The 17469-nt window shown below is 47.2% G+C and carries 17 protein-coding genes; all 17 read right to left on the bottom strand.

Translation table 11 applies throughout. The annotated features are described in order from the left end of the window. Positions 1–6: 6 nt before the first annotated feature. The 17 genes from C6P11_RS03695 to mreD all read right to left on the bottom strand — a co-directional run bounded on the left by C6P11_RS03695 (position 7) and on the right by mreD (position 17332). Positions 7–1668: a formate--tetrahydrofolate ligase gene (locus C6P11_RS03695; protein WP_135518674.1), complete on the bottom strand. Its 1662-nt coding sequence runs from the start codon at positions 1666–1668 to the stop codon at positions 7–9. Continuing rightward, complete coding sequence (purD, locus tag C6P11_RS03690; protein WP_135518672.1) at positions 1658–2935, bottom strand: phosphoribosylamine--glycine ligase; 1278 nt, start codon at positions 2933–2935, stop codon at positions 1658–1660. Before purD ends, C6P11_RS03695 begins: the two co-directional genes overlap by 11 nt. Before the next feature lie 9 nt (positions 2936–2944). After that, positions 2945–4468: a bifunctional phosphoribosylaminoimidazolecarboxamide formyltransferase/IMP cyclohydrolase gene (gene purH, locus C6P11_RS03685; protein ID WP_135518670.1), complete on the bottom strand. Its 1524-nt coding sequence runs from the start codon at positions 4466–4468 to the stop codon at positions 2945–2947. Continuing rightward, the gene (purN, locus tag C6P11_RS03680; protein ID WP_135518668.1) at positions 4465–5055 is read right to left on the bottom strand and encodes a phosphoribosylglycinamide formyltransferase; all 591 of its coding nucleotides are present in this window, start codon (positions 5053–5055) and stop codon (positions 4465–4467) included. Before purN ends, purH begins: the two co-directional genes overlap by 4 nt. Then, a complete protein-coding gene (gene purM / locus C6P11_RS03675) occupies positions 5049–6086 on the bottom strand; it encodes a phosphoribosylformylglycinamidine cyclo-ligase (protein ID WP_135518665.1) in 1038 nt (345 codons plus the stop codon). Before purM ends, purN begins: the two co-directional genes overlap by 7 nt. A gap of 15 nt (positions 6087–6101) precedes the next feature. After that, on the bottom strand, positions 6102–7637 hold the full coding sequence (gene purF, locus C6P11_RS03670) for an amidophosphoribosyltransferase (RefSeq protein ID WP_135518664.1): 1536 nt from the start codon (positions 7635–7637) through the stop codon (positions 6102–6104). Continuing rightward, positions 7619–9841, bottom strand: a complete 2223-nt coding sequence (purL, locus tag C6P11_RS03665) for a phosphoribosylformylglycinamidine synthase subunit PurL (RefSeq protein ID WP_135518662.1) — start codon at positions 9839–9841, stop codon at positions 7619–7621. The genes purF and purL overlap by 19 nt, the downstream gene beginning before the upstream one ends. Beyond that, positions 9838–10515 carry a phosphoribosylformylglycinamidine synthase subunit PurQ gene (purQ, locus tag C6P11_RS03660; RefSeq protein ID WP_135518660.1) on the bottom strand — a complete coding sequence of 226 codons (678 nt, stop codon included), beginning with the start codon at positions 10513–10515 and terminating at the stop codon, positions 9838–9840. Before purQ ends, purL begins: the two co-directional genes overlap by 4 nt. Before the next feature lie 2 nt (positions 10516–10517). Beyond that, positions 10518–10775 (bottom strand): phosphoribosylformylglycinamidine synthase subunit PurS, encoded by a 258-nt coding sequence (purS, locus tag C6P11_RS03655; RefSeq protein WP_135518658.1) that lies wholly within the window; start codon positions 10773–10775, stop codon positions 10518–10520. Positions 10776–10778: 3 nt separating this feature from the next. After that, on the bottom strand, positions 10779–11501 hold the full coding sequence (purC, locus tag C6P11_RS03650) for a phosphoribosylaminoimidazolesuccinocarboxamide synthase (protein WP_167849522.1): 723 nt from the start codon (positions 11499–11501) through the stop codon (positions 10779–10781). Next, positions 11498–12619, bottom strand: coding sequence for a 5-(carboxyamino)imidazole ribonucleotide synthase (gene purK / locus C6P11_RS03645; protein ID WP_135518654.1), 1122 nt, complete (start codon positions 12617–12619; stop codon positions 11498–11500). The genes purC and purK overlap by 4 nt, the downstream gene beginning before the upstream one ends. Next, positions 12612–13100 carry a 5-(carboxyamino)imidazole ribonucleotide mutase gene (gene purE, locus C6P11_RS03640; RefSeq protein ID WP_135518652.1) on the bottom strand — a complete coding sequence of 163 codons (489 nt, stop codon included), beginning with the start codon at positions 13098–13100 and terminating at the stop codon, positions 12612–12614. The genes purK and purE overlap by 8 nt, the downstream gene beginning before the upstream one ends. Positions 13101–13316: 216 nt before the next feature. After that, positions 13317–13946: a 3,4-dihydroxy-2-butanone-4-phosphate synthase gene (ribB, locus tag C6P11_RS03635; RefSeq protein WP_135518650.1), complete on the bottom strand. Its 630-nt coding sequence runs from the start codon at positions 13944–13946 to the stop codon at positions 13317–13319. Positions 13947–14230: 284 nt separating this feature from the next. Beyond that, entirely contained in the window at positions 14231–15064 is an 834-nt protein-coding gene (locus tag C6P11_RS03630) for an amino acid ABC transporter substrate-binding protein (protein ID WP_003608188.1), read from the bottom strand. Between the two features lie 12 nt (positions 15065–15076). Further along, positions 15077–15715, bottom strand: a complete 639-nt coding sequence (locus C6P11_RS03625) for an amino acid ABC transporter ATP-binding protein (protein ID WP_135518648.1) — start codon at positions 15713–15715, stop codon at positions 15077–15079. 12 nt (positions 15716–15727) lie between these two features. After that, complete coding sequence (locus C6P11_RS03620) at positions 15728–16372, bottom strand: amino acid ABC transporter permease (RefSeq protein WP_003608185.1); 645 nt, start codon at positions 16370–16372, stop codon at positions 15728–15730. 336 nt (positions 16373–16708) lie between these two features. Further along, entirely contained in the window at positions 16709–17332 is a 624-nt protein-coding gene (gene mreD / locus C6P11_RS03615) for a rod shape-determining protein MreD (RefSeq protein ID WP_135518646.1), read from the bottom strand. Between the last annotated feature and the right edge of the window lie 137 nt (positions 17333–17469).

Genomic DNA, 17469 nt, shown 5'->3' with positions numbered 1-17469 from the left:
GCAATTTTAGAACAAGCCAGTAATCTGACCGCTTTCATCAATATCAATATCATATGCTGCCGGGTGACTTGGCAAGCCAGGCATCGTCAAAATTGAACCAGTCAAGGCAACCAAGAAGCCAGCGCCTAACTTAGGCACAAATTCACGCACATGAATCTTAAAGTTCGCCGGTGCGCCCAACTTCTTCGCATCGTCACTTAGTGAGTATTGCGTCTTTGCCATGATAACTGGCATCTTATCCCAACCACGCTTAGCAAACTCACGCAATTGCTTAGCAGCCTTATCTGACAACTCAACACCAGCACCGCCGTAAATTGTTTGTACAATCTTTTCGATCTTTGTGACAGCATCATCTTCAGGTGCATACAATGGCGTAAAGTGACTTTCTTGCTCAGTAGCTGCGATAACCGCTTGCGCCAACTCTGGCGCACCAGCACCACCTTGCGCCCAAACGTCAGCCATGTAGGCCTCAGCACCACGCTCACGAACGTAATTTTCAACCATCTCGATTTCTTCAGGTGTGTCACTCACAAAGCGGTTAACGGCAACGACAACTGGCACGCCGTAACGTGACATACTCTGCAAGTGTTGCCCCAAGTTAGCCAAGCCAGCTGACAAAGCGTCCAAATTAGGTTCCGTCAATTCCGTCTTAGGCAAACCGCCGTGCATCTTCAACGCACGTACCGTCGCCACAATGACAATTGCGTCCGGTGTCTTGCCCAACAATGGCACCTTGAAGTCCAAAAACTTCTCACCACCCAAGTCAGCCCCGAAACCAGCTTCAGTGACAACGTAGTCCGCCAATTGCAAAGCTGTCTTAGTTGCGCGAACTGAGTTGGTTCCTTGCGCAATATTGGCAAATGGGCCTCCGTGAATCAACGTTGGCGTGTGGGCAATCGTTTGAACCAAGTTTGGCTTAATCGCATCCTTCAACAACGTCGTCAACGCCCCAGCAACGCCCAAGTCCTTAACTGTCACAGGTTCCTTGTCATACGTGTAACCGATAACGATGCGTTCAATACGCGCCTTCATATCCATCAAATCATGTGACAACGTCAAAATAGCCATCAGTTCAGAAGCAACCGTGATATCAAAACCATCTTCACGTGGCACCCCAGAAGTTGGGCCACCCAAACCAATTGTAATGTGGCGCAAAGCACGATCATTAACGTCCAAAGCGCGCTTCCAAAGCAAACGACGTGGGTCAATGTTCAAAGGATTTCCTTGGTAGATGCTGTTATCGATAACGGCAGCCAACGTGTTGTGGGCACTTGTCAAAGCATGGAAATCACCCGTAAAGTGCAAGTTGATGTCAGCCATTGGGACAACTTGGGCGTATCCACCACCAGTGGCACCACCCTTCAAGCCCATAACTGGTCCAAGTGATGGCTCACGCAACGCAACCATTGTCTTCTTACCAGCCAAACTTAGCGCATCAGCCAAGCCAACCGTCACCGTTGACTTACCTTCACCAGCCGGTGTTGGGTTAATTGACGTCACCAAAATCAACTTACCCAAATCATTTTGTCGGGCAGTTTCATCGATTTCAATCTTGGCTTTATCACGACCGTATGGTTCCCATTCAGCTGCCGTCAAGCCAGCCTTCTCTGCAATTTTTTCAATTGGCCAAACTTCAGCCGCTTGTGCAATTTCAATATCAGTTTGCATCCCCAGATACCACCTTATTTTCTTCTCGAACCGCCTGATAACCAATATCATGGCGATAAGCTAATGTTGTTTGTGTCGCATCAATTGCCTCATACACCATCTCTTGCGCCTGTGACGCCGTCGCTGCATGACCGACAACCGTGGCGATACGACCACCATTACTTATTAGTTTATCATCATTTCGCGTCACGCCCGCATAAAATGTGTTGATGTCAGCAATTGAAAATGATGGTAGGTCGATATGCTCAGTAGTTGTTGCAGGATAACTTGGGTTCACCAGCACGACGCCAACATAGACGTCATCCTGTTGCCAGATTGCCTTCGGTTGTTCACCAGCCAATAGTGTCGAAATAAGTTCATAAAAATCACTTTGTAGCTGTGGCAAAACAACCTGAGCCTCCGGATCACCAAAGCGCACATTATATTCGACGACTTTAGGACCGTCATCAGTCAGCATCACACCTGTGTACAACACACCCGTGAACGGCATCGCGCGCGCTGCCATCGTGTCCAATGTTGGTAACACCAACGTTTGAATGGCTTCTTGCACAATCTCATCTGAAACCCAGCGAACTGGCGAATAGGCACCCATACCACCAGTATTTAGACCTTGATCATTGTCGAAACGGCGCTTATGATCTTGCGCAATTGGTGCGTGAATGACACCATTTGGGCCAACTAAACTAAATATTGAAAACTCCACACCCGCCATATATGACTCAATGACCAACGGCGCATCCGCCCGACGTTCATACGCGAGTTGAATCATCGTTTCAGCATCTTCACGGTCACGACAAATCACCACGCCCTTGCCGGCTGCCAAACCATCTTGCTTAATGACAAGTGGCAAGTCAAAGTTTTTTAGCGCCTGCAATGCGCTAGACTCATTGGTAACCATCACTGACGTAGCGGTTGGCACCCCTGCTTGCGCCATGACGTCCTTGGCAAATTGCTTTGAACCTTCTAGCTGCGCAGCTTGTTGCGTGGGACCAAAAATCTTTAGCCCTGCTGTTTGAAAAACGTCGACCACACCAGCAATCAAGGGCGCCTCTGAACCAACAAACGTCAAATCAACCGCTTCTTGTTCTGCTAGATGACGCAATCCAGTGACATCCAGCATGTCATGATCAACTGTCCGAATACCCGCTGACTGCATGCCAGCATTACCCGGCACCACAATAACTTCTTCAACTTCAGTACTTCGCAGAAACGTTTCTGCCAACGCATGTTCGCGGGCCCCGGACCCAATTACCATCACCTTCGCCATATCTCTCTCCTAGTGCTTAAAGTGGCGTGTGCCAGAAAATACCAATGCAATGCCAAGTTCGTTGGCCTTATCGATTGACGCTTGATCCTTAATTGAGCCACCGGGTTCCACAATTGCCGTAATCCCATGTTCAGCTGCGTAGGTTACTGAGTCGTCCATTGGGAAGAAGGCGTCCGATGCCAAAACCGCATTTTCAAAGCCAGGCTTTTCACTTGCCTTCGTAATCGCCATCTTAACTGAATCGATACGATTTGGTTGGCCCGCCCCAACGCCAAGCGTTTGTCCCTTTTGGGCAACCACAATCGCGTTTGACTTCACGTGCTTCACCGCCTTTTGGGCAAAGATCATCGCTTCAAGTTGCGCTGGCGTGGGTTGCACATTACCAACCACTTCGAAATCGGCCAACGTTTCAGATACCAAGTCACGCTCTTGCATCACGACACCACCAAGGACGGCTGTCAATTCAACCTCTTGTGGGACATCCGTTGTGAACGGCACTGTCAACAAACGCAAATTCTTCTTAGCCAACACATCGTACGCTTCAGGCGTAAAGCTTGGCGCAATGATAATCTCCAAGAAAATTTGGTGCATCTTTTCAGCAGTCGCCAAATCAACTTCACGGTTCAAAGCGACGATGCCACCAAAAATAGAGATGTCATCAGCAGCAAAGGCCGCATCCCAAGCGGTTTCAATCGTCGTTCCTTGCCCAATTCCAGCTGGATTCATGTGCTTAACCGTCACAACGGTTGGCTCATCAAACTCAGCAATAATACGCAAGGCAGCATCAGCATCACGAATATTGTTATATGACAATTGCTTACCGTGCAAAATATCAGCAGACAAAACTGAGTACGCCGTTGGCAATGCATCGCGGTATGCAGCCGCTTGTTGGTGACTATTTTCGCCATAACGCAATGGCTCAAACAATTCATAGGTGACGGTCTTTTGCGCTGGGAATTCTTCTTCCGTCAAGTAGTCGGCAATCAAAGCATCGTAGGCAGCCGTGTGACGGAAAACCTTGGCACCTAGTTGACGACGGAACGCATCATCAATTGTGTTGGTTTGGAGCTTTTCAAGCACAACGTCATAGTCAGTTGGATCAACAACTGGTAATACCGCCGCATAATTTTTAGCCGCTGAACGCAACATTGATGGACCACCAATATCAATATTCTCAATGGCATCCGCCAATGTCACGCCTGGCTTTTGAATCGTTTCCTTGAATGGGTACAAATTCACCACAACCAAATCAATTGGCGTAATGTCATGTTCGGCCAACGTTGCCATATGGTCTGGATTGTCACGCTTGGCTAGCAAGCCAGCATGGACACGTGGGTGCAACGTCTTCACACGTCCATCGAGCATTTCAGGAAATTGTGTCACCTCATCGATTGGTGTCACTGGTAAATCAGCTGTCTGTAACGCTGCCAATGTTCCGCCAGTTGAAACCAGCTCATAGCCCAATGCAACTAGTCCCTTGGCAAACTCCGCCAAACCGGTCTTATCTGAAACGCTTAGTAGTGCTCGTGTCATGCTTGAAATGCTCCTTCTTTAATTAGCTTTGCAACAGTTTCTGGATACAAATGATGTTCCGCGTCGTGAATACGTGCAGTCAGTTCATCAATTGTTTCGTCTTCTGAAATAAGGACTGGCGTCTGCGCAATAATTTGCCCTGAGTCAACCCCCGTATCAACATAATGAATCGTTACGCCAGTCACTTTAACGCCAGCGTCCCAGGCGTCAGCGATTGCGTTATTACCAGGAAAACTAGGCAATAACGCTGGATGAATATTTAGGATACGTTGTTCAAACGCTTGGACAATATATGGCGTCAAAATACGCATATAACCAGCTAATAAAATACCGGTCACACCGTCCGCCTCTAGCGTTTTAACAATTTCTTGCTCGGCCGCCTCTCGTGACTCGAAAGCCGGGTAGCGAATTTGCAATACCGGAATATTAGCCGCCTCAGCAATGGCAATCGCCCCGGCGTTTTTGCGATCAATCACAACCCGCACAATATCACCACCGAGTGTGTCGGCTTGGGCAGCTTTCAGCAATGCCGCTAGATTCGAGCCAGTGCCTGACGCAAAAACAGTAAGTTTTGGCTTGTTCACCATGGTTGCGCTCCTTGCCAGATAATTGGTTCTGATTCACGGGCAACCATTTCACCAATGATAAACGCTGGTTGATTGGCATCTTGGAACATCGTCACGGCCGCGTCGACCTGGTTCGCTTTCACAATCAAAATCATGCCCAAACCAAGGTTAAACGTCTCCAACATGTCCGTTGCTGTCAAATTGCCACGTGTCTGAATCTCCGTGAAAATCGGTAACATTGGCCATGAACCCCAATGCAAGTTTGCCGTTACCTGCTCACCGTGCGCACGGGGCAGATTGCCAACGATACCGCCACCCGTAATATGTGCCATGCTGACAATCATCTTTTGGGCCAGCAAAGGTAGAATTGCTGGGGCGTACAACGTGGTCGGCTTTAGCAATGCCTCTTGCAAACGCGTTGGTAGTTTCAAAAAATCTGATTCTTCGTGGATACCAAAGACTTCGCGCACCAAGGCATAGCCGTTGGAATGCACACCACTAGATGGCAATCCAATCAACACATCCCCCGCGACCACATCAGCCGGATTTAGCATCTCATCGCGCTCAACAACGCCGACACCGAACGCAGCCAAATCATAGTGGTTTGGGGCATACATACCAGGCAATTCAGCTGATTCACCACCAATCAAAGCAGCCCCAACTGCTTGCGTTGCTTGGGCGATACCAGTGACAATGGTCGCCACTTTTTCAGGTGTCATCTTAGCAATCGCCAGATAGTCGAGGAGGAAAAGTGGCTTAGCACCTTGCGCCAAAATATCATTCATCACCATCGCAACTAAATCTTGGCCAATTGTATCGTGCTTATCGGCCGCAATTGCTAGCAGCAACTTTGTCCCGACACCATCCGTTCCTGAAATCAACACCGGATCACGATACGTATTACCCAAGGCAAAGGCGGCCCAAAAGCCACCAATGCCGCCAAGTACTTGCGGTGTATAAGTTGCCGATACGGCGTTGCCCATCAAATCGACGGCTTGTTCACCAGCGGCAACATCAACGCCTGCATTCGCGTATGCATTTTGATTCGTCATAACTCCCCCAATGAATTAACCAACTGTCTGTGCATCTTGTAATTGTTGTTTTTGAATCGACGCCACCTGGTTCGGATGGTAAGTCGTTGTTGGTTCAGGTTGAAAGTCAACCTGTCCTGCAGCCTTCGCCTCTGCCAAGGTTGGCTCGTAATCATAAATCGGTGATGGATAGTGACCGTCAAAATAGGCAGTCGTTAAACCAGTCCCGTTTCCTTCATATGGCAAGTCAATCGCTTCAACCAACCCGTCAACTGACAGAAAGGCTAATGAATCAACGCCCAACATCTCTTGCATTTCACTCATCGTGTAATTAGCGGCCAACAACTCTTCTGTTGTCTGCATATCGACACCATAGAATGATGGATACTTGAAAGCTGGCGAAGCAATTCGAATATGAACCTCACTCGCGCCGGCTTCACGTAGCATCCGCACGATAAACTTAGATGTCGTGCCTCGGACAATCGAATCATCAATCAAGACTACGCGCTTACCGGCCACAACTGACGGCACGGCGCTCAACTTCATACGCGCCGCGCGTTCGCGACGTTCTTGGGTTGGTTCGATAAACGTTCGAGCAATGTATTGATTCTTAACCAGCCCCATTTCGTTAGGCAAACCAGCGGCTTCCGCAAAACCCATGGCAGCTGATAATGAAGAATTTGGGACACCAACAACCAAGTCTGCCTCAACCGGCTGTTCGGCGGCCAACAAACGCCCCATCCGCTTACGAGCCGTATGGACATTCACCCCGTAGATATCTGAATCTGGTCGTGCAAAGTAAATGTATTCCATCGCATCAATATGCAAATCAGTGTTAGTCGTGTAGTGATCAATCTTCAAACCGTGTTGATCAATCGTGATCAACTCACCCGGTTGTACATCACGGATAAACGTCGCGCCAACCGCATTCAAAGCCGCCGTTTCACTGGTCACAATATATTGACCATCTGGTAATTGTCCGACCACAAACGGACGGAATCCGTGCGGGTCTAGTGCTGCATACATAGCAGTTGGTGTTAGTAGCAAAAAAGCAAAGCCACCGCACACTGTACGCAAAGCATCCTTCAATTTGTCATAGAACGTTGACGCCGTTGAACGGCGAATCAAATGTAATAGCACTTCCGTATCTGATGATGATTGGAAAATCGCACCGTTTTGCTCCAATGAACGACGTAGCGACAAAGCATTCGTGATGTTGCCATTATGTGCAAGTGATAATTGCATATCTGAAAAATTCACCATCAGTGGTTGAATGTTTTCAATTCCGGCTGAACCAGCCGTTGCGTATCGCACGTGACCAATGGCTGATTGTCCTTGCAAATGTTGCAAGCGACTTGGGTCACTGAACACGTCGCTCAACAAACCAAGTCCACGTTCTTGCCAAAGATGCCCCTGCTTGTTGGCCACGATACCAGCACCTTCTTGACCGCGGTGTTGCAAAGCGTGCAACCCATAATAGGTCAAATCGGCTGCTGATTGATGTCCCCAGACGCCGAAAATGCCACATTCTTCATTCAGTGATCGACTCTCACTCACTGGTTGCGTTGCCATGTGATGGCCTCCTCATAGTTCTTTTGCAATGTTGTTTTTGATAGATTGAGTTCGTCTGTTGTCGTACGCATTTGAATCGCATCACCTGCAGTAACCACACCAAGCTTCGTTGCGGTAGCGCCCATCAATTCTTCAAACGCAGTGACGTTGACTGCAGGCACCGATACCACGAAACGACCAGGTGTTTCACTAAACAACCAAGCTGTTGGTACTTGCCACTGCACCTCTGCCCCAAATGGCGTCTTAAACGTACTTTCTGCCAATGCGACGCCCAAACCACCTTCGGCAATGTTGTGTGCACTCGCAACTAAATCAGCTGCAATCGTGTTTAGTAGCTTTGCTTGTGTGGCTTGAATTTCCGTCATGTCAAAGTCGCGTAAACGACCAGCAATATCGCCAGTCATCATCTTTTGTAATTCTGACCCATTAAAATCGGCATCAGTTGCACCAAGGACGTAAATAACATCACCCGCATTTTTAAAACTGATGGTCGTAATCATCTTCACGTCTTCGTGCAACCCAGCCATACCGATCATCGGCGTTGGATAAATAGCTTGCCCGTCAGTTTCGTTGTAAAGTGACACGTTTCCAGAGATAACCGGCGTATTCAACTGCTTCGCCATTTGGTTGATGCCGGCCACCGACTGCGCTAGCTCATAGTAAATTTCTGGGTCGTCTGGATTACCAAAATTCAAGCAATCTGTAATCCCAATCGGTTGGGCGCCAGTCGCAACCACATTACCGGCCGCTTCAGCCACCGCCAGTTGACCACCAATATAAGGATCAAGATAGGTGAAACGACTATTCACGTCAGTCGTCATCGCCAATGCTTTCTTGGTACCGCGCAAACGAACCACGGCAGCGTCGCCACCTGGTTTCACAACCGTATCAGCCCGCACCATGCTGTCAAAATGACGGAACAATGATGCTTTAGACGCGATTATTGGTTGTTGCAACAAATCAGCAAGCGTTGCGGCACCATCAACAGTGCCAGGCACAAAATCAGCACTTGGTTCGTTTAAACGAGCTGGCGTTGCTTGTGGCATGTCTTGCTTGGGTGCCGTCGTTAGAAAATCAACGGGTACATCAGCTGCCACGTCACCATGACAAAGCAATTCGTAACGGCCAGTATCTGTCACCGTTCCAATGGCAACCGCATCAAGGCCAGCATCTTCAAAGACCTCTTGTACTTCAGCTTCATGGCCAGCTGCCACAACCAACAACATGCGTTCTTGTGATTCTGACAGCATCAATTCATACGGTGTCATGCCGGCTTCACGTTGTGGGACGAGGTCCAAGTTCAATTGCATCCCCATGCCAGCCTTGCCCGCCATCTCAGCTGAAGATGATACAAGGCCAGCTGCACCCATGTCTTGCACACCGACAATAACGTCACCATGTTCACGAATGACCTTTAGCGTGGCATCCATGACCAACTTTTCCATGAACGGATCACCAACTTGAACCGCTGAGCGATTTTGATCTTCATCTGATGAAAATTCGGCTGACGCAAAAGTCGCGCCATGAATACCATCACGACCAGTTTTAGCACCGACGTACATGACCGTATTACCAATTCCTTCAGCACGTCCAACCTGCATCGCTGCTTGATCAATCACACCAACCGCCATCACGTTAACTAGCGGATTACCTTGATAAACGGCATCAAAACCAATTTCACCACCAACTGTCGGAATCCCAATGGCATTACCATAACCAGCAATACCGTCAATTACACCGTCCAATAGATGCTTAGTCGTGGCATTGTCGAGCTCACCGAAACGCAAACTATCCAAGACAGCAACTGGTTGCGCCCCCATTGAGAAAATATCACGTAGAATACCGCCAACTCCTGTTGCAGCGCCTTCGTATGGTTCAACGGCTGATGGGTGATTGTGAGATTCCGCCTTGAAAACAACCGCTTGGCCATCCCCGATATCTAAAATACCGGCACCTTCACCTGGGCCTTGTAACACGCGCTCATTGCGTGACCAGAACGTGCGTAGAACCGGCTTAGACTTTTTGTACGAAACGTGCTCTGACCACATGGCCGAAAACAAACCTGCTTCGGTGTAATTCGGTAGTCGATCAAGCTTGGCGACAATTGCATCATATTCGGCCTCAGTCAGACCCCATGCGAGATAAATTTTTTCATTACGAACCATTTCTGCGGTTGGTTCATATGTGGTTGTTGCTGTTGTCATTCGGTTACCAACGCCTCCGTCATAATTGGGGTTAACAAACTTTTGAAAAATGCCTGACCATCTGTATTACCAAGCAACGCATCGACCGCACGCTCTGGGTGTGGCATCATGCCGAATACGTTACCGTTACGATTTGAAATCCCGGCAATTTGATCCATTGAACCGTTCACGTTTGTTCGATACTTAAAGATGATTTGGTTGTTGTCGCGTAAGTCTTCTAATGTTGCTTCATCGGCAACATATTGGCCTTCTCCGTGGGCAACCGGCAACATCACCGTTTGCGTTTCATACGCCTTTGAGAAGTGTGAGTTTTGATTGGCGATTTCAAGTGGCACTTCATCACAAATGAAACCTGGATGCTCGTTCATCTTGAGTTGGCCTGGTAATAGCCCCGCTTCCGTCAAAATTTGGAAGCCGTTGCAGATACCAACCACCAATTTGTGGTCATCAGCTGCTGTTCGAACAGCGTCCATCACAGGTGCAAAGCGCGCAACCGCCCCAGTACGGAGATAGTCGCCATATGAAAAGCCACCTGGTAGAAAGACTGCATCAAAACCTGCTAGTGACGTGGCTTTTTCATCGACAAACGCCACGTCTACGCCAAAATCTTGCAAGGCGTAATACATATCAAAATCACAATTTGATCCTGGAAAACGAACCACCGCTGCTTTCATGTTTACGCCTCCACTGACTTAAGTAGGTCAATTCGATACGTTTCAGTATTTGGGTTAATCAGAAGCGCTTCCGTATAAGCCACTGCTTCATCGTAAGCCGCTGCCTCATCATCGTTGTTCATCGTGACTTCAAAATACTTACCTTGCGTCACAGTTTCAACCGTTTCAAAATTCATGCGGTGCAAAGCTGATTTGATCACCTCACCTTGTGGATCAAGAATTGAGGGCTTGTATGTGACGTAAATCTTAGCTAAAAACATGGGTTATTCTCCTTTTGTTTCATTCAAACGGTGCAATACAATTTCATATTCATCACGCAAGTCGCCTTCGCCACGTCGGAAAACATCCTTATCAAGCGAAGCACCCGTTGCATCGTCAATCAAGCGCATATTATCTGGTGACAATTCATCCCCCAAGACCAATGCACCTTGGTCATCTAAGCCAAATTCAATTTTGAAATCGAGTAATTTAATCCCAATTGTTTTAAACTTCTCGGTCAGCAATTGATTGACACGCGCCGTAATGTCAGAAATCTCTGTCAATTGCGCCGGTGTCGCTAGCTTTAACGCCACCGCTTGAGACGCATTCAGCGCCGGATCATCTAAGTCATCATGCTTGTAGTAATACTCTTCAACCACCGGAACAAGCGGTGTCATCGGTTCAACATCAAAACGTGAAGCAAAGTGACCCACCGCAAAGTTTCGAACCACAACCTCAATCGGCACCATCGTCAGACGCGTGACCAAAATGTCCGTCTCATCAACTGGTGACAGATAATGTGTCTTAATACCAGCCTGATTTAGCATCTCGAATAACAAGCTACTAATTTGTGTCGTCAAACGTCCCTTATCCGGAATATGTTCTTTTTGCTTACCGTTCAATGCTGTCGCTTGATCCAAACTATGCAACCAAAGAATTTGTGGGTCGCTAGTCGCATACACGGCTTTTGCTTTACCCGTTGTTAGCAACGCTTCTTGTGTAATCATCCCTTTTGATGCCCCCATGCACGTAATGCCTTCATTTCTCGTAATCCTGTCACCGTGATATGCCCTATCTTTCGTCCGGGCTTCACGTCATCTTTCCCGTAATCATGCATATGCCAGTCAGGATGGTCGACCAACTCACGGCGAGCGCGATTGATGTCATCCCCTAGTAAATTCAACATCATCGCTGGTGCCCACTGCTTAATTTCTGGAATCGGTAATCCCAACACACTACGCACATGCCCTTCAAATTGTGAAACGTTGGTTGCTTCAATGGTGAAGTGGCCTGAATTGTGTGGGCGCGGTGCCAATTCATTCACATATACCTGGTCACCAGCCACAAACATTTCAATACCAAGTACACCAACAAGGTTCAACGCGTTCGCTAACGTTTTGGCAATGTGAGCAATTTCATCCGCAATTTTGTCTGATAATGACGCTGGTGCAGCTGACACATGCAAAATGTGATTCTGATGTTCATTGACCGTCACAGGCCAAGTTCTAATATCACCCGAAATATCACGGGCAACCATCACACTTAGCTCGCGATCAAATGTCACCTGCTTTTCCAAGATCATCGGCGTGTTAACCGGCACATCCCAGTGTGCCAATAAGTTTGCCAAAGCTTCCTGATTTGGAATGTCCCACTGACCGTGACCGTCATAACCACCTTCAACAGTTTTCAGAATCGCTGGTAATGACACCTTATGGCAACTAGCATCCAAAGCGACGACATTATCGACGGCCGCGAATGGTGCAACTGGCAATCCCAAATCCGCGATAAATGTTTTTTCACGCAAGCGGTTAGCTGTGATGTGCAACAGTTGTGTTCCTTGTGGCAACTGCTTAGCTGGCACTGCATTTGTCAACGCTTCTTGACTGACATTTTCAAATTCATACGTAATGACATCGGCAATATCCGCCAAATTGCGTAGCGCAGATTCATCATCGTAATTTGCAACCAACTGTTGGTCCGCGATTTGGGCAGCTGGTGCGTTAATCTGTGGGTCCAGCACCACTACGCGATATCCCATTGGCTTAGCCGCTAAGGCCATCATTTGGCCAAGTTGTCCGCCACCAACAATCCCAAGTGTGGCCGGTGGCAAAATGGGTTTAGTCATGTAACTGCTCCTCACTCTCACGTGCTTTTTGCGCTTGCTTTTCACGGAATGCTTCAAGTTCTGTCACCAACGTTTGATTTGTAATTGAAAGCATTTGAAGTGCATAGTAAGCGGCGTTTTTGGCGCCCGCTTCACCAATAGCAACCGTACCAACCGGCACACCTGCGGGCATTTGTACGATACTCAATAATGAATCAACCCCATTTAACGTTTTCGTCTTCATTGGCACCCCAATAACAGGCAATGTGGTTTGTGCAGCGACCATCCCCGGCAGGTGAGCTGCGCCACCAGCACCGGCAATAATCACGTCCACCCCAGCTTCGCGAGCATTAGCCGCGTAAGTTGCCATCTCCGTCGGCATCCGATGAGCTGAAATGATATGTGTTTCGACTGTTACATCAAATTGTTCCAGAATTGCTACCGCTTCTTTCATCGTTGGCCAATCTGATATCGATCCCATTATTACTGAAACACGATTCATTATGTTCTCCCCATTCTTTTCGTTCGTATTTACAAGATGATTTAACCACCGTTTGTTCTAAATGTACAGTTTTTATTCACGAAGTAATACAAATGAAAAATAAATATTCGTGTTTAATCGTTTTCTTCACAAAATTAAACAAACATTCCCGTTTAACCTGATGCTTTTGACAAAAAAAGAGGTCCGGATGTAAATCCGAACCTCTCATCATTTTAATTAGACAGCTGGCACCGTCATGTAAGCACTAATTTGTTCGATTGTAATAAATGGGATATCCAATCGTTCAGACATCTCAAACAAATCATCACGACGGGCCATCGTACCGTCTTCCTTCAAGACTTCAATAATAACGGCAGCTGGTTCTGACCCAACCAAACGTGCCAGATCAACGGCGGCCTCTGTGTGCCCAATACGCGTTGCCAAACCACCTTCCTTGGCCGTCAAAGGTTGCGTGTGACCAGGTGCGTTAACGTCAGCACGGGTAGCCATTGGGTTCGCAATTTGGCGAATCGTTGCGGCACGATCCATCGCTGACACACCGGTTGTGACACCAGTTGCCTCAAAAGTGCCATCGACTGTGTACGTAAATGGTGTTTGATGTGGGTCCGTTGATTCCGCCACCATATCTGTGAACCCCAAACGCTCAGCGATTTCAGGACCGACTGGCGTGCACATCAAGCCAGCCGCTTCTCGCAACATCATGTGAACAGTTTCCGGCGTAATATCTTGGGCAAGCGCGACAAGATCACCTTCATTCTCACGGCTTTCATCATCCGCCAAGATGATAACGCCTCCTTGGCGCAATACGGTCAATGCATCAGCAACTGTGTCAAACGTCGTCTTCATGATTAAAACTTCTCCTTTTAGCCATCCGAAGTGATTTGGTTACACAACTAAGCTTACGGACAAACCGATTTGATACAACCCACTTTCAGCTGGTTAAAATTCCATTCGACCGAACATTCGTTTTTCAAACGTTAACTGCGTCCTTCAAAAGTTGTTGAATCGTTTCGAATACGGTTGGAATTTTTTGGTTGATGGTGTTAAGCAATTATTGTTCGTAAATTTTGCCACCACTTGCGCACAAACAAAAAAAGACAACCCCATCACGAGGTTGTCTCCTAAATCAATTAATCTGCGTTTTTCGTGCCAAAGTAGCGCTCAGAAATCTTGTCCAGTGTGCCGTCCTTCTTGAACTCATTAATCACACCGTTAACCTTTTCACGCAACGTTACATCACCCTTACGGAAACCGATACCATAAGCGTCTTGTCCGTAACCAGTCTTGATGACCTTGAACTCGGCTGGATTTGACTCGTGCGCAACGTAATAACGGGCGTAGTCTGAATCAATCAATACCGCATTCACTCGGCCAACTTGCAAGTCGTTCAACGCCTTATCAAAGGTGTCGTATTGCACAGGCGCTGACCCAAGGAAGCTCTTCAACACCTTTGGCTTGTCGTTAAACAACGTTAGTCCAGCCGAACCAGTTTGTGCAGCGAGCGTCTTGCCAGCCATATCCTTAATCGTGTTAATGTGATCGCGTTGCATCGTTACCAACACTTGGGAATCATTGTGGTATGGTACCGAGAAGGCAACCTTCTTGGCACGGGCTGGTGTAATCGTGTAACCATTCCAAATCATATCAATGTGACCCGTATCAAGTTCAGTTTCCTTCATTGACCAGTCAATTGCTTGGAACTTAACCTTTAGGCCCAACTTCTTGAATGTTGCCCGTGCCAAATCAACGTCGTACCCAACCAACTTACCTGACTTGTCGCGGAAGCCCATTGGCACATACGTATCGTCCAAACCAACGACAACAGTTTTGTCAGCCGTCATTTGGCGCCAAGTGTCTTGTGCGTGCGTCGTGCGATACCAAACAAATCCAACCAGCAACGCTAACACTGCCAGCACAATTCCGTTACCGATAATCTGTCGGCGCCAGTTAATCTTCTTTTTCATTGCGACAGCCCCCTATCGTTCAACATCCGTCCCAAAATCAAAGGTCTTATCAGCCACGGCCTCAGCAAATGGCAAATCGTGAGTAACAATCAATTGCGTCACACCTTGCGCTTGCAACTGCTTAATCACTGCAATAACACGTTCCGTTGATTCAGCATCCAAACCAGATGTTGGTTCATCATATGCCAAAATACCAGGCTTCATCGCCAATGCACGTGCGATGGCAACACGTTGCTTTTGTCCACCAGACAACTGGAATGGATATTGGTCTGCTTGGGCCGTCAATCCCAAATCCGCTAGCAAGCGGTCTGCATTTTCGGCAGCCTCAGCCTTTGACTCATTGTGCACCATTTGTGGTGCCAACATCACATTTTCCTTCACGGTATATTGTGGAAACAAATTAAAGTCTTGGAAAATAACCCCAACTTGGGCGCCGGTGCGTTCACCAGTTAAATCAAGCGACTCACCGTTCAGAATTAACTCACCTTGATCTGCAGGTAGTAAACCAGCAACGATTCGCAAGAACGTTGTCTTACCAATACCTGAAGGACCAACAATACTCAAAACCTCACCGTCGTTAACTGTAAGATTCATGTTCTTAAAAATCGTGCGCGTGTCATATGACTTAGCTAAGTTTTTAATTTCTAGCATTCTTCTTACTCCTTAACGATAGTAGTTCATATTCGTTTCAATTCGACGTAGCAACACGGTTGCGACTGCCGTCAAAATCAAATATAGCAAACCGACTAGTAGATAGGGTGCCAACGTAACGTCACGTGAGGCCGCAATATTACCAGCACGCATCAAGTCGCCCAAACCGATAACGTAGACCAAAGACGTATCCTTAACCAGCGTCACCACTTCGTTTCCAACTGATGGCATCACAATCTTAACCACTTGTGGCAAAACAATCTTACGCATCGTTTGCCAGCGGGTTAGACCAAGTACTTTTGCGCCATCATATTGTCCTTGCGGAATGCTTTGTAGCCCCCCACGGAAAATCTCAGCGAAGTACGCAGCATAGTTAATAATAAATGTGATGACCGCGGCTTCAAAACGTGGGAATGTCACAATGTGAGCTAAACTCAACCCATAGTAGACAAACACAATTTGAAGCAACAATGGCGTGCCACGCATCACCCAGATATAACCATTCGTTACCCAGCGCAACAAGAAAATATCTGATTTCAATGCCAATGCCACCAAAATTCCCAACGGCACTGATCCAATTAAAGTTAATGCGAAGACACCGATGGTCATCTTAAGTCCATCCAGCAAACTTGGCATAATTTGCATCATGTAATCCATACCTTGTACTCCATTTCCTGCAATAAAAAAGTCCTCAAGCAACCCAAAAATAGGTTACTTGAGGACGATAAAAATCGTGGTTCCACCTCAATTTTGTTAGTTGTTACCAACCAACACTCTAGCCCCTGATTTAACCAGGCGCGCGCCTATAACGAGGCGATCCGGATACATTTTGTGATGTATCGATAATCATGGGTGTGGTTCATCTAGGCCGATGGTTGCTTCCCAGCTTCTGCGCAACTCTCTTAGCACCGACGTTAGACTACTCGTCCAATCAAATCTTTATGGGATTACTTTAAAGTAATTAGTGTCGTAAGTCAACAGTTTCAAACCGGACTAACGAATCGAACGTGATCGTGACTTCGAATTTAATGATGGCATGCGCCCATTCAAGTCACTATCATCAACATTATATGCTGAAATATCTGGTTGACGTGTTGCGTGATACCAGTAATTTAGCAGACCGTATACCAAGACCAACAATAGCAAATTAACAATCAACGTTGGGAACATGTGGAAAATAATGAAGTCCGGAATGTTCAAATTGGTTAGGTTGATGATACCAAACCCAGCGTAATCAAACACCAAGTACATGCTCATCGACACAAACCAAACCGCAACTGATGAAATAAATGACGTTGGTAAGTAACGTTGCAACTTGCTAGCAAGCCATACCGTCAACGGGAAACCAATCATTGAAATACCAATCAAACCCGAATAAAAAATATCAAACAGCAAGCCGCCTAGGAAGGCCGCAATATATAAACTGCGTTCCTTCATTTGCGTAACCGTTCCGGTCAGCACCGGCATCATCATGACAATCAATGATAGATATGGGCTGGCCGACATCGGCATTTTAAATAGCACTGGTGCAAAGTACAGCGCAATCCCCCCGTCTAGCATGATTGCGATATACACCAGGACAAAATGTAACCATGAGGTGTGCACGTATTTCAACATTTATCTTCTCCATTAAGCACTACGATTGTTTGTAGCTTCTACTATATTATCCCTACCACTTGTCGAACGTCAACAAATTGTCACATTTATTGCACGACTCTTAAAAACCCTCTGGCCAATTTCCCGGACTGTTGATA

The sequence above is a fragment of the Weissella confusa genome (assembly GCF_004766315.1).
Taxonomy (GTDB): Bacteria; Bacillota; Bacilli; order Lactobacillales; family Lactobacillaceae; genus Weissella; species Weissella confusa_A.
This window is presented reverse-complemented; position numbering and strand designations above follow the sequence as displayed.

Excerpts from the sequence above, each read along its gene's own strand:
- C6P11_RS03695 (WP_135518674.1), bottom strand. The coding sequence starts at position 1,668 with ATGCAAACTGATATTGAAATTGCACAAGCGGCTGAAGTTTGGCCAATT.
- purD (WP_135518672.1), bottom strand. The coding sequence starts at position 2,935 with ATGGCGAAGGTGATGGTAATTGGGTCCGGGGCCCGCGAACATGCGTTG.
- purH (WP_135518670.1), bottom strand. The coding sequence starts at position 4,468 with ATGACACGAGCACTACTAAGCGTTTCAGATAAGACCGGTTTGGCGGAG.
- purN (WP_135518668.1), bottom strand. The coding sequence starts at position 5,055 with ATGGTGAACAAGCCAAAACTTACTGTTTTTGCGTCAGGCACTGGCTCG.
- purM (WP_135518665.1), bottom strand. The coding sequence starts at position 6,086 with ATGACGAATCAAAATGCATACGCGAATGCAGGCGTTGATGTTGCCGCT.
- purF (WP_135518664.1), bottom strand. The coding sequence starts at position 7,637 with ATGGCAACGCAACCAGTGAGTGAGAGTCGATCACTGAATGAAGAATGT.
- purL (WP_135518662.1), bottom strand. The coding sequence starts at position 9,841 with ATGACAACAGCAACAACCACATATGAACCAACCGCAGAAATGGTTCGT.
- purQ (WP_135518660.1), bottom strand. The coding sequence starts at position 10,515 with ATGAAAGCAGCGGTGGTTCGTTTTCCAGGATCAAATTGTGATTTTGAT.
- purS (WP_135518658.1), bottom strand. The coding sequence starts at position 10,775 with ATGTTTTTAGCTAAGATTTACGTCACATACAAGCCCTCAATTCTTGAT.
- purC (WP_167849522.1), bottom strand. The coding sequence starts at position 11,501 with ATGATTACACAAGAAGCGTTGCTAACAACGGGTAAAGCAAAAGCCGTG.
- purK (WP_135518654.1), bottom strand. The coding sequence starts at position 12,619 with ATGACTAAACCCATTTTGCCACCGGCCACACTTGGGATTGTTGGTGGC.
- purE (WP_135518652.1), bottom strand. The coding sequence starts at position 13,100 with ATGAATCGTGTTTCAGTAATAATGGGATCGATATCAGATTGGCCAACG.
- ribB (WP_135518650.1), bottom strand. The coding sequence starts at position 13,946 with ATGAAGACGACGTTTGACACAGTTGCTGATGCATTGACCGTATTGCGC.
- C6P11_RS03630 (WP_003608188.1), bottom strand. The coding sequence starts at position 15,064 with ATGAAAAAGAAGATTAACTGGCGCCGACAGATTATCGGTAACGGAATT.
- C6P11_RS03625 (WP_135518648.1), bottom strand. The coding sequence starts at position 15,715 with ATGCTAGAAATTAAAAACTTAGCTAAGTCATATGACACGCGCACGATT.
- C6P11_RS03620 (WP_003608185.1), bottom strand. The coding sequence starts at position 16,372 with ATGGATTACATGATGCAAATTATGCCAAGTTTGCTGGATGGACTTAAG.
- mreD (WP_135518646.1), bottom strand. The coding sequence starts at position 17,332 with ATGTTGAAATACGTGCACACCTCATGGTTACATTTTGTCCTGGTGTAT.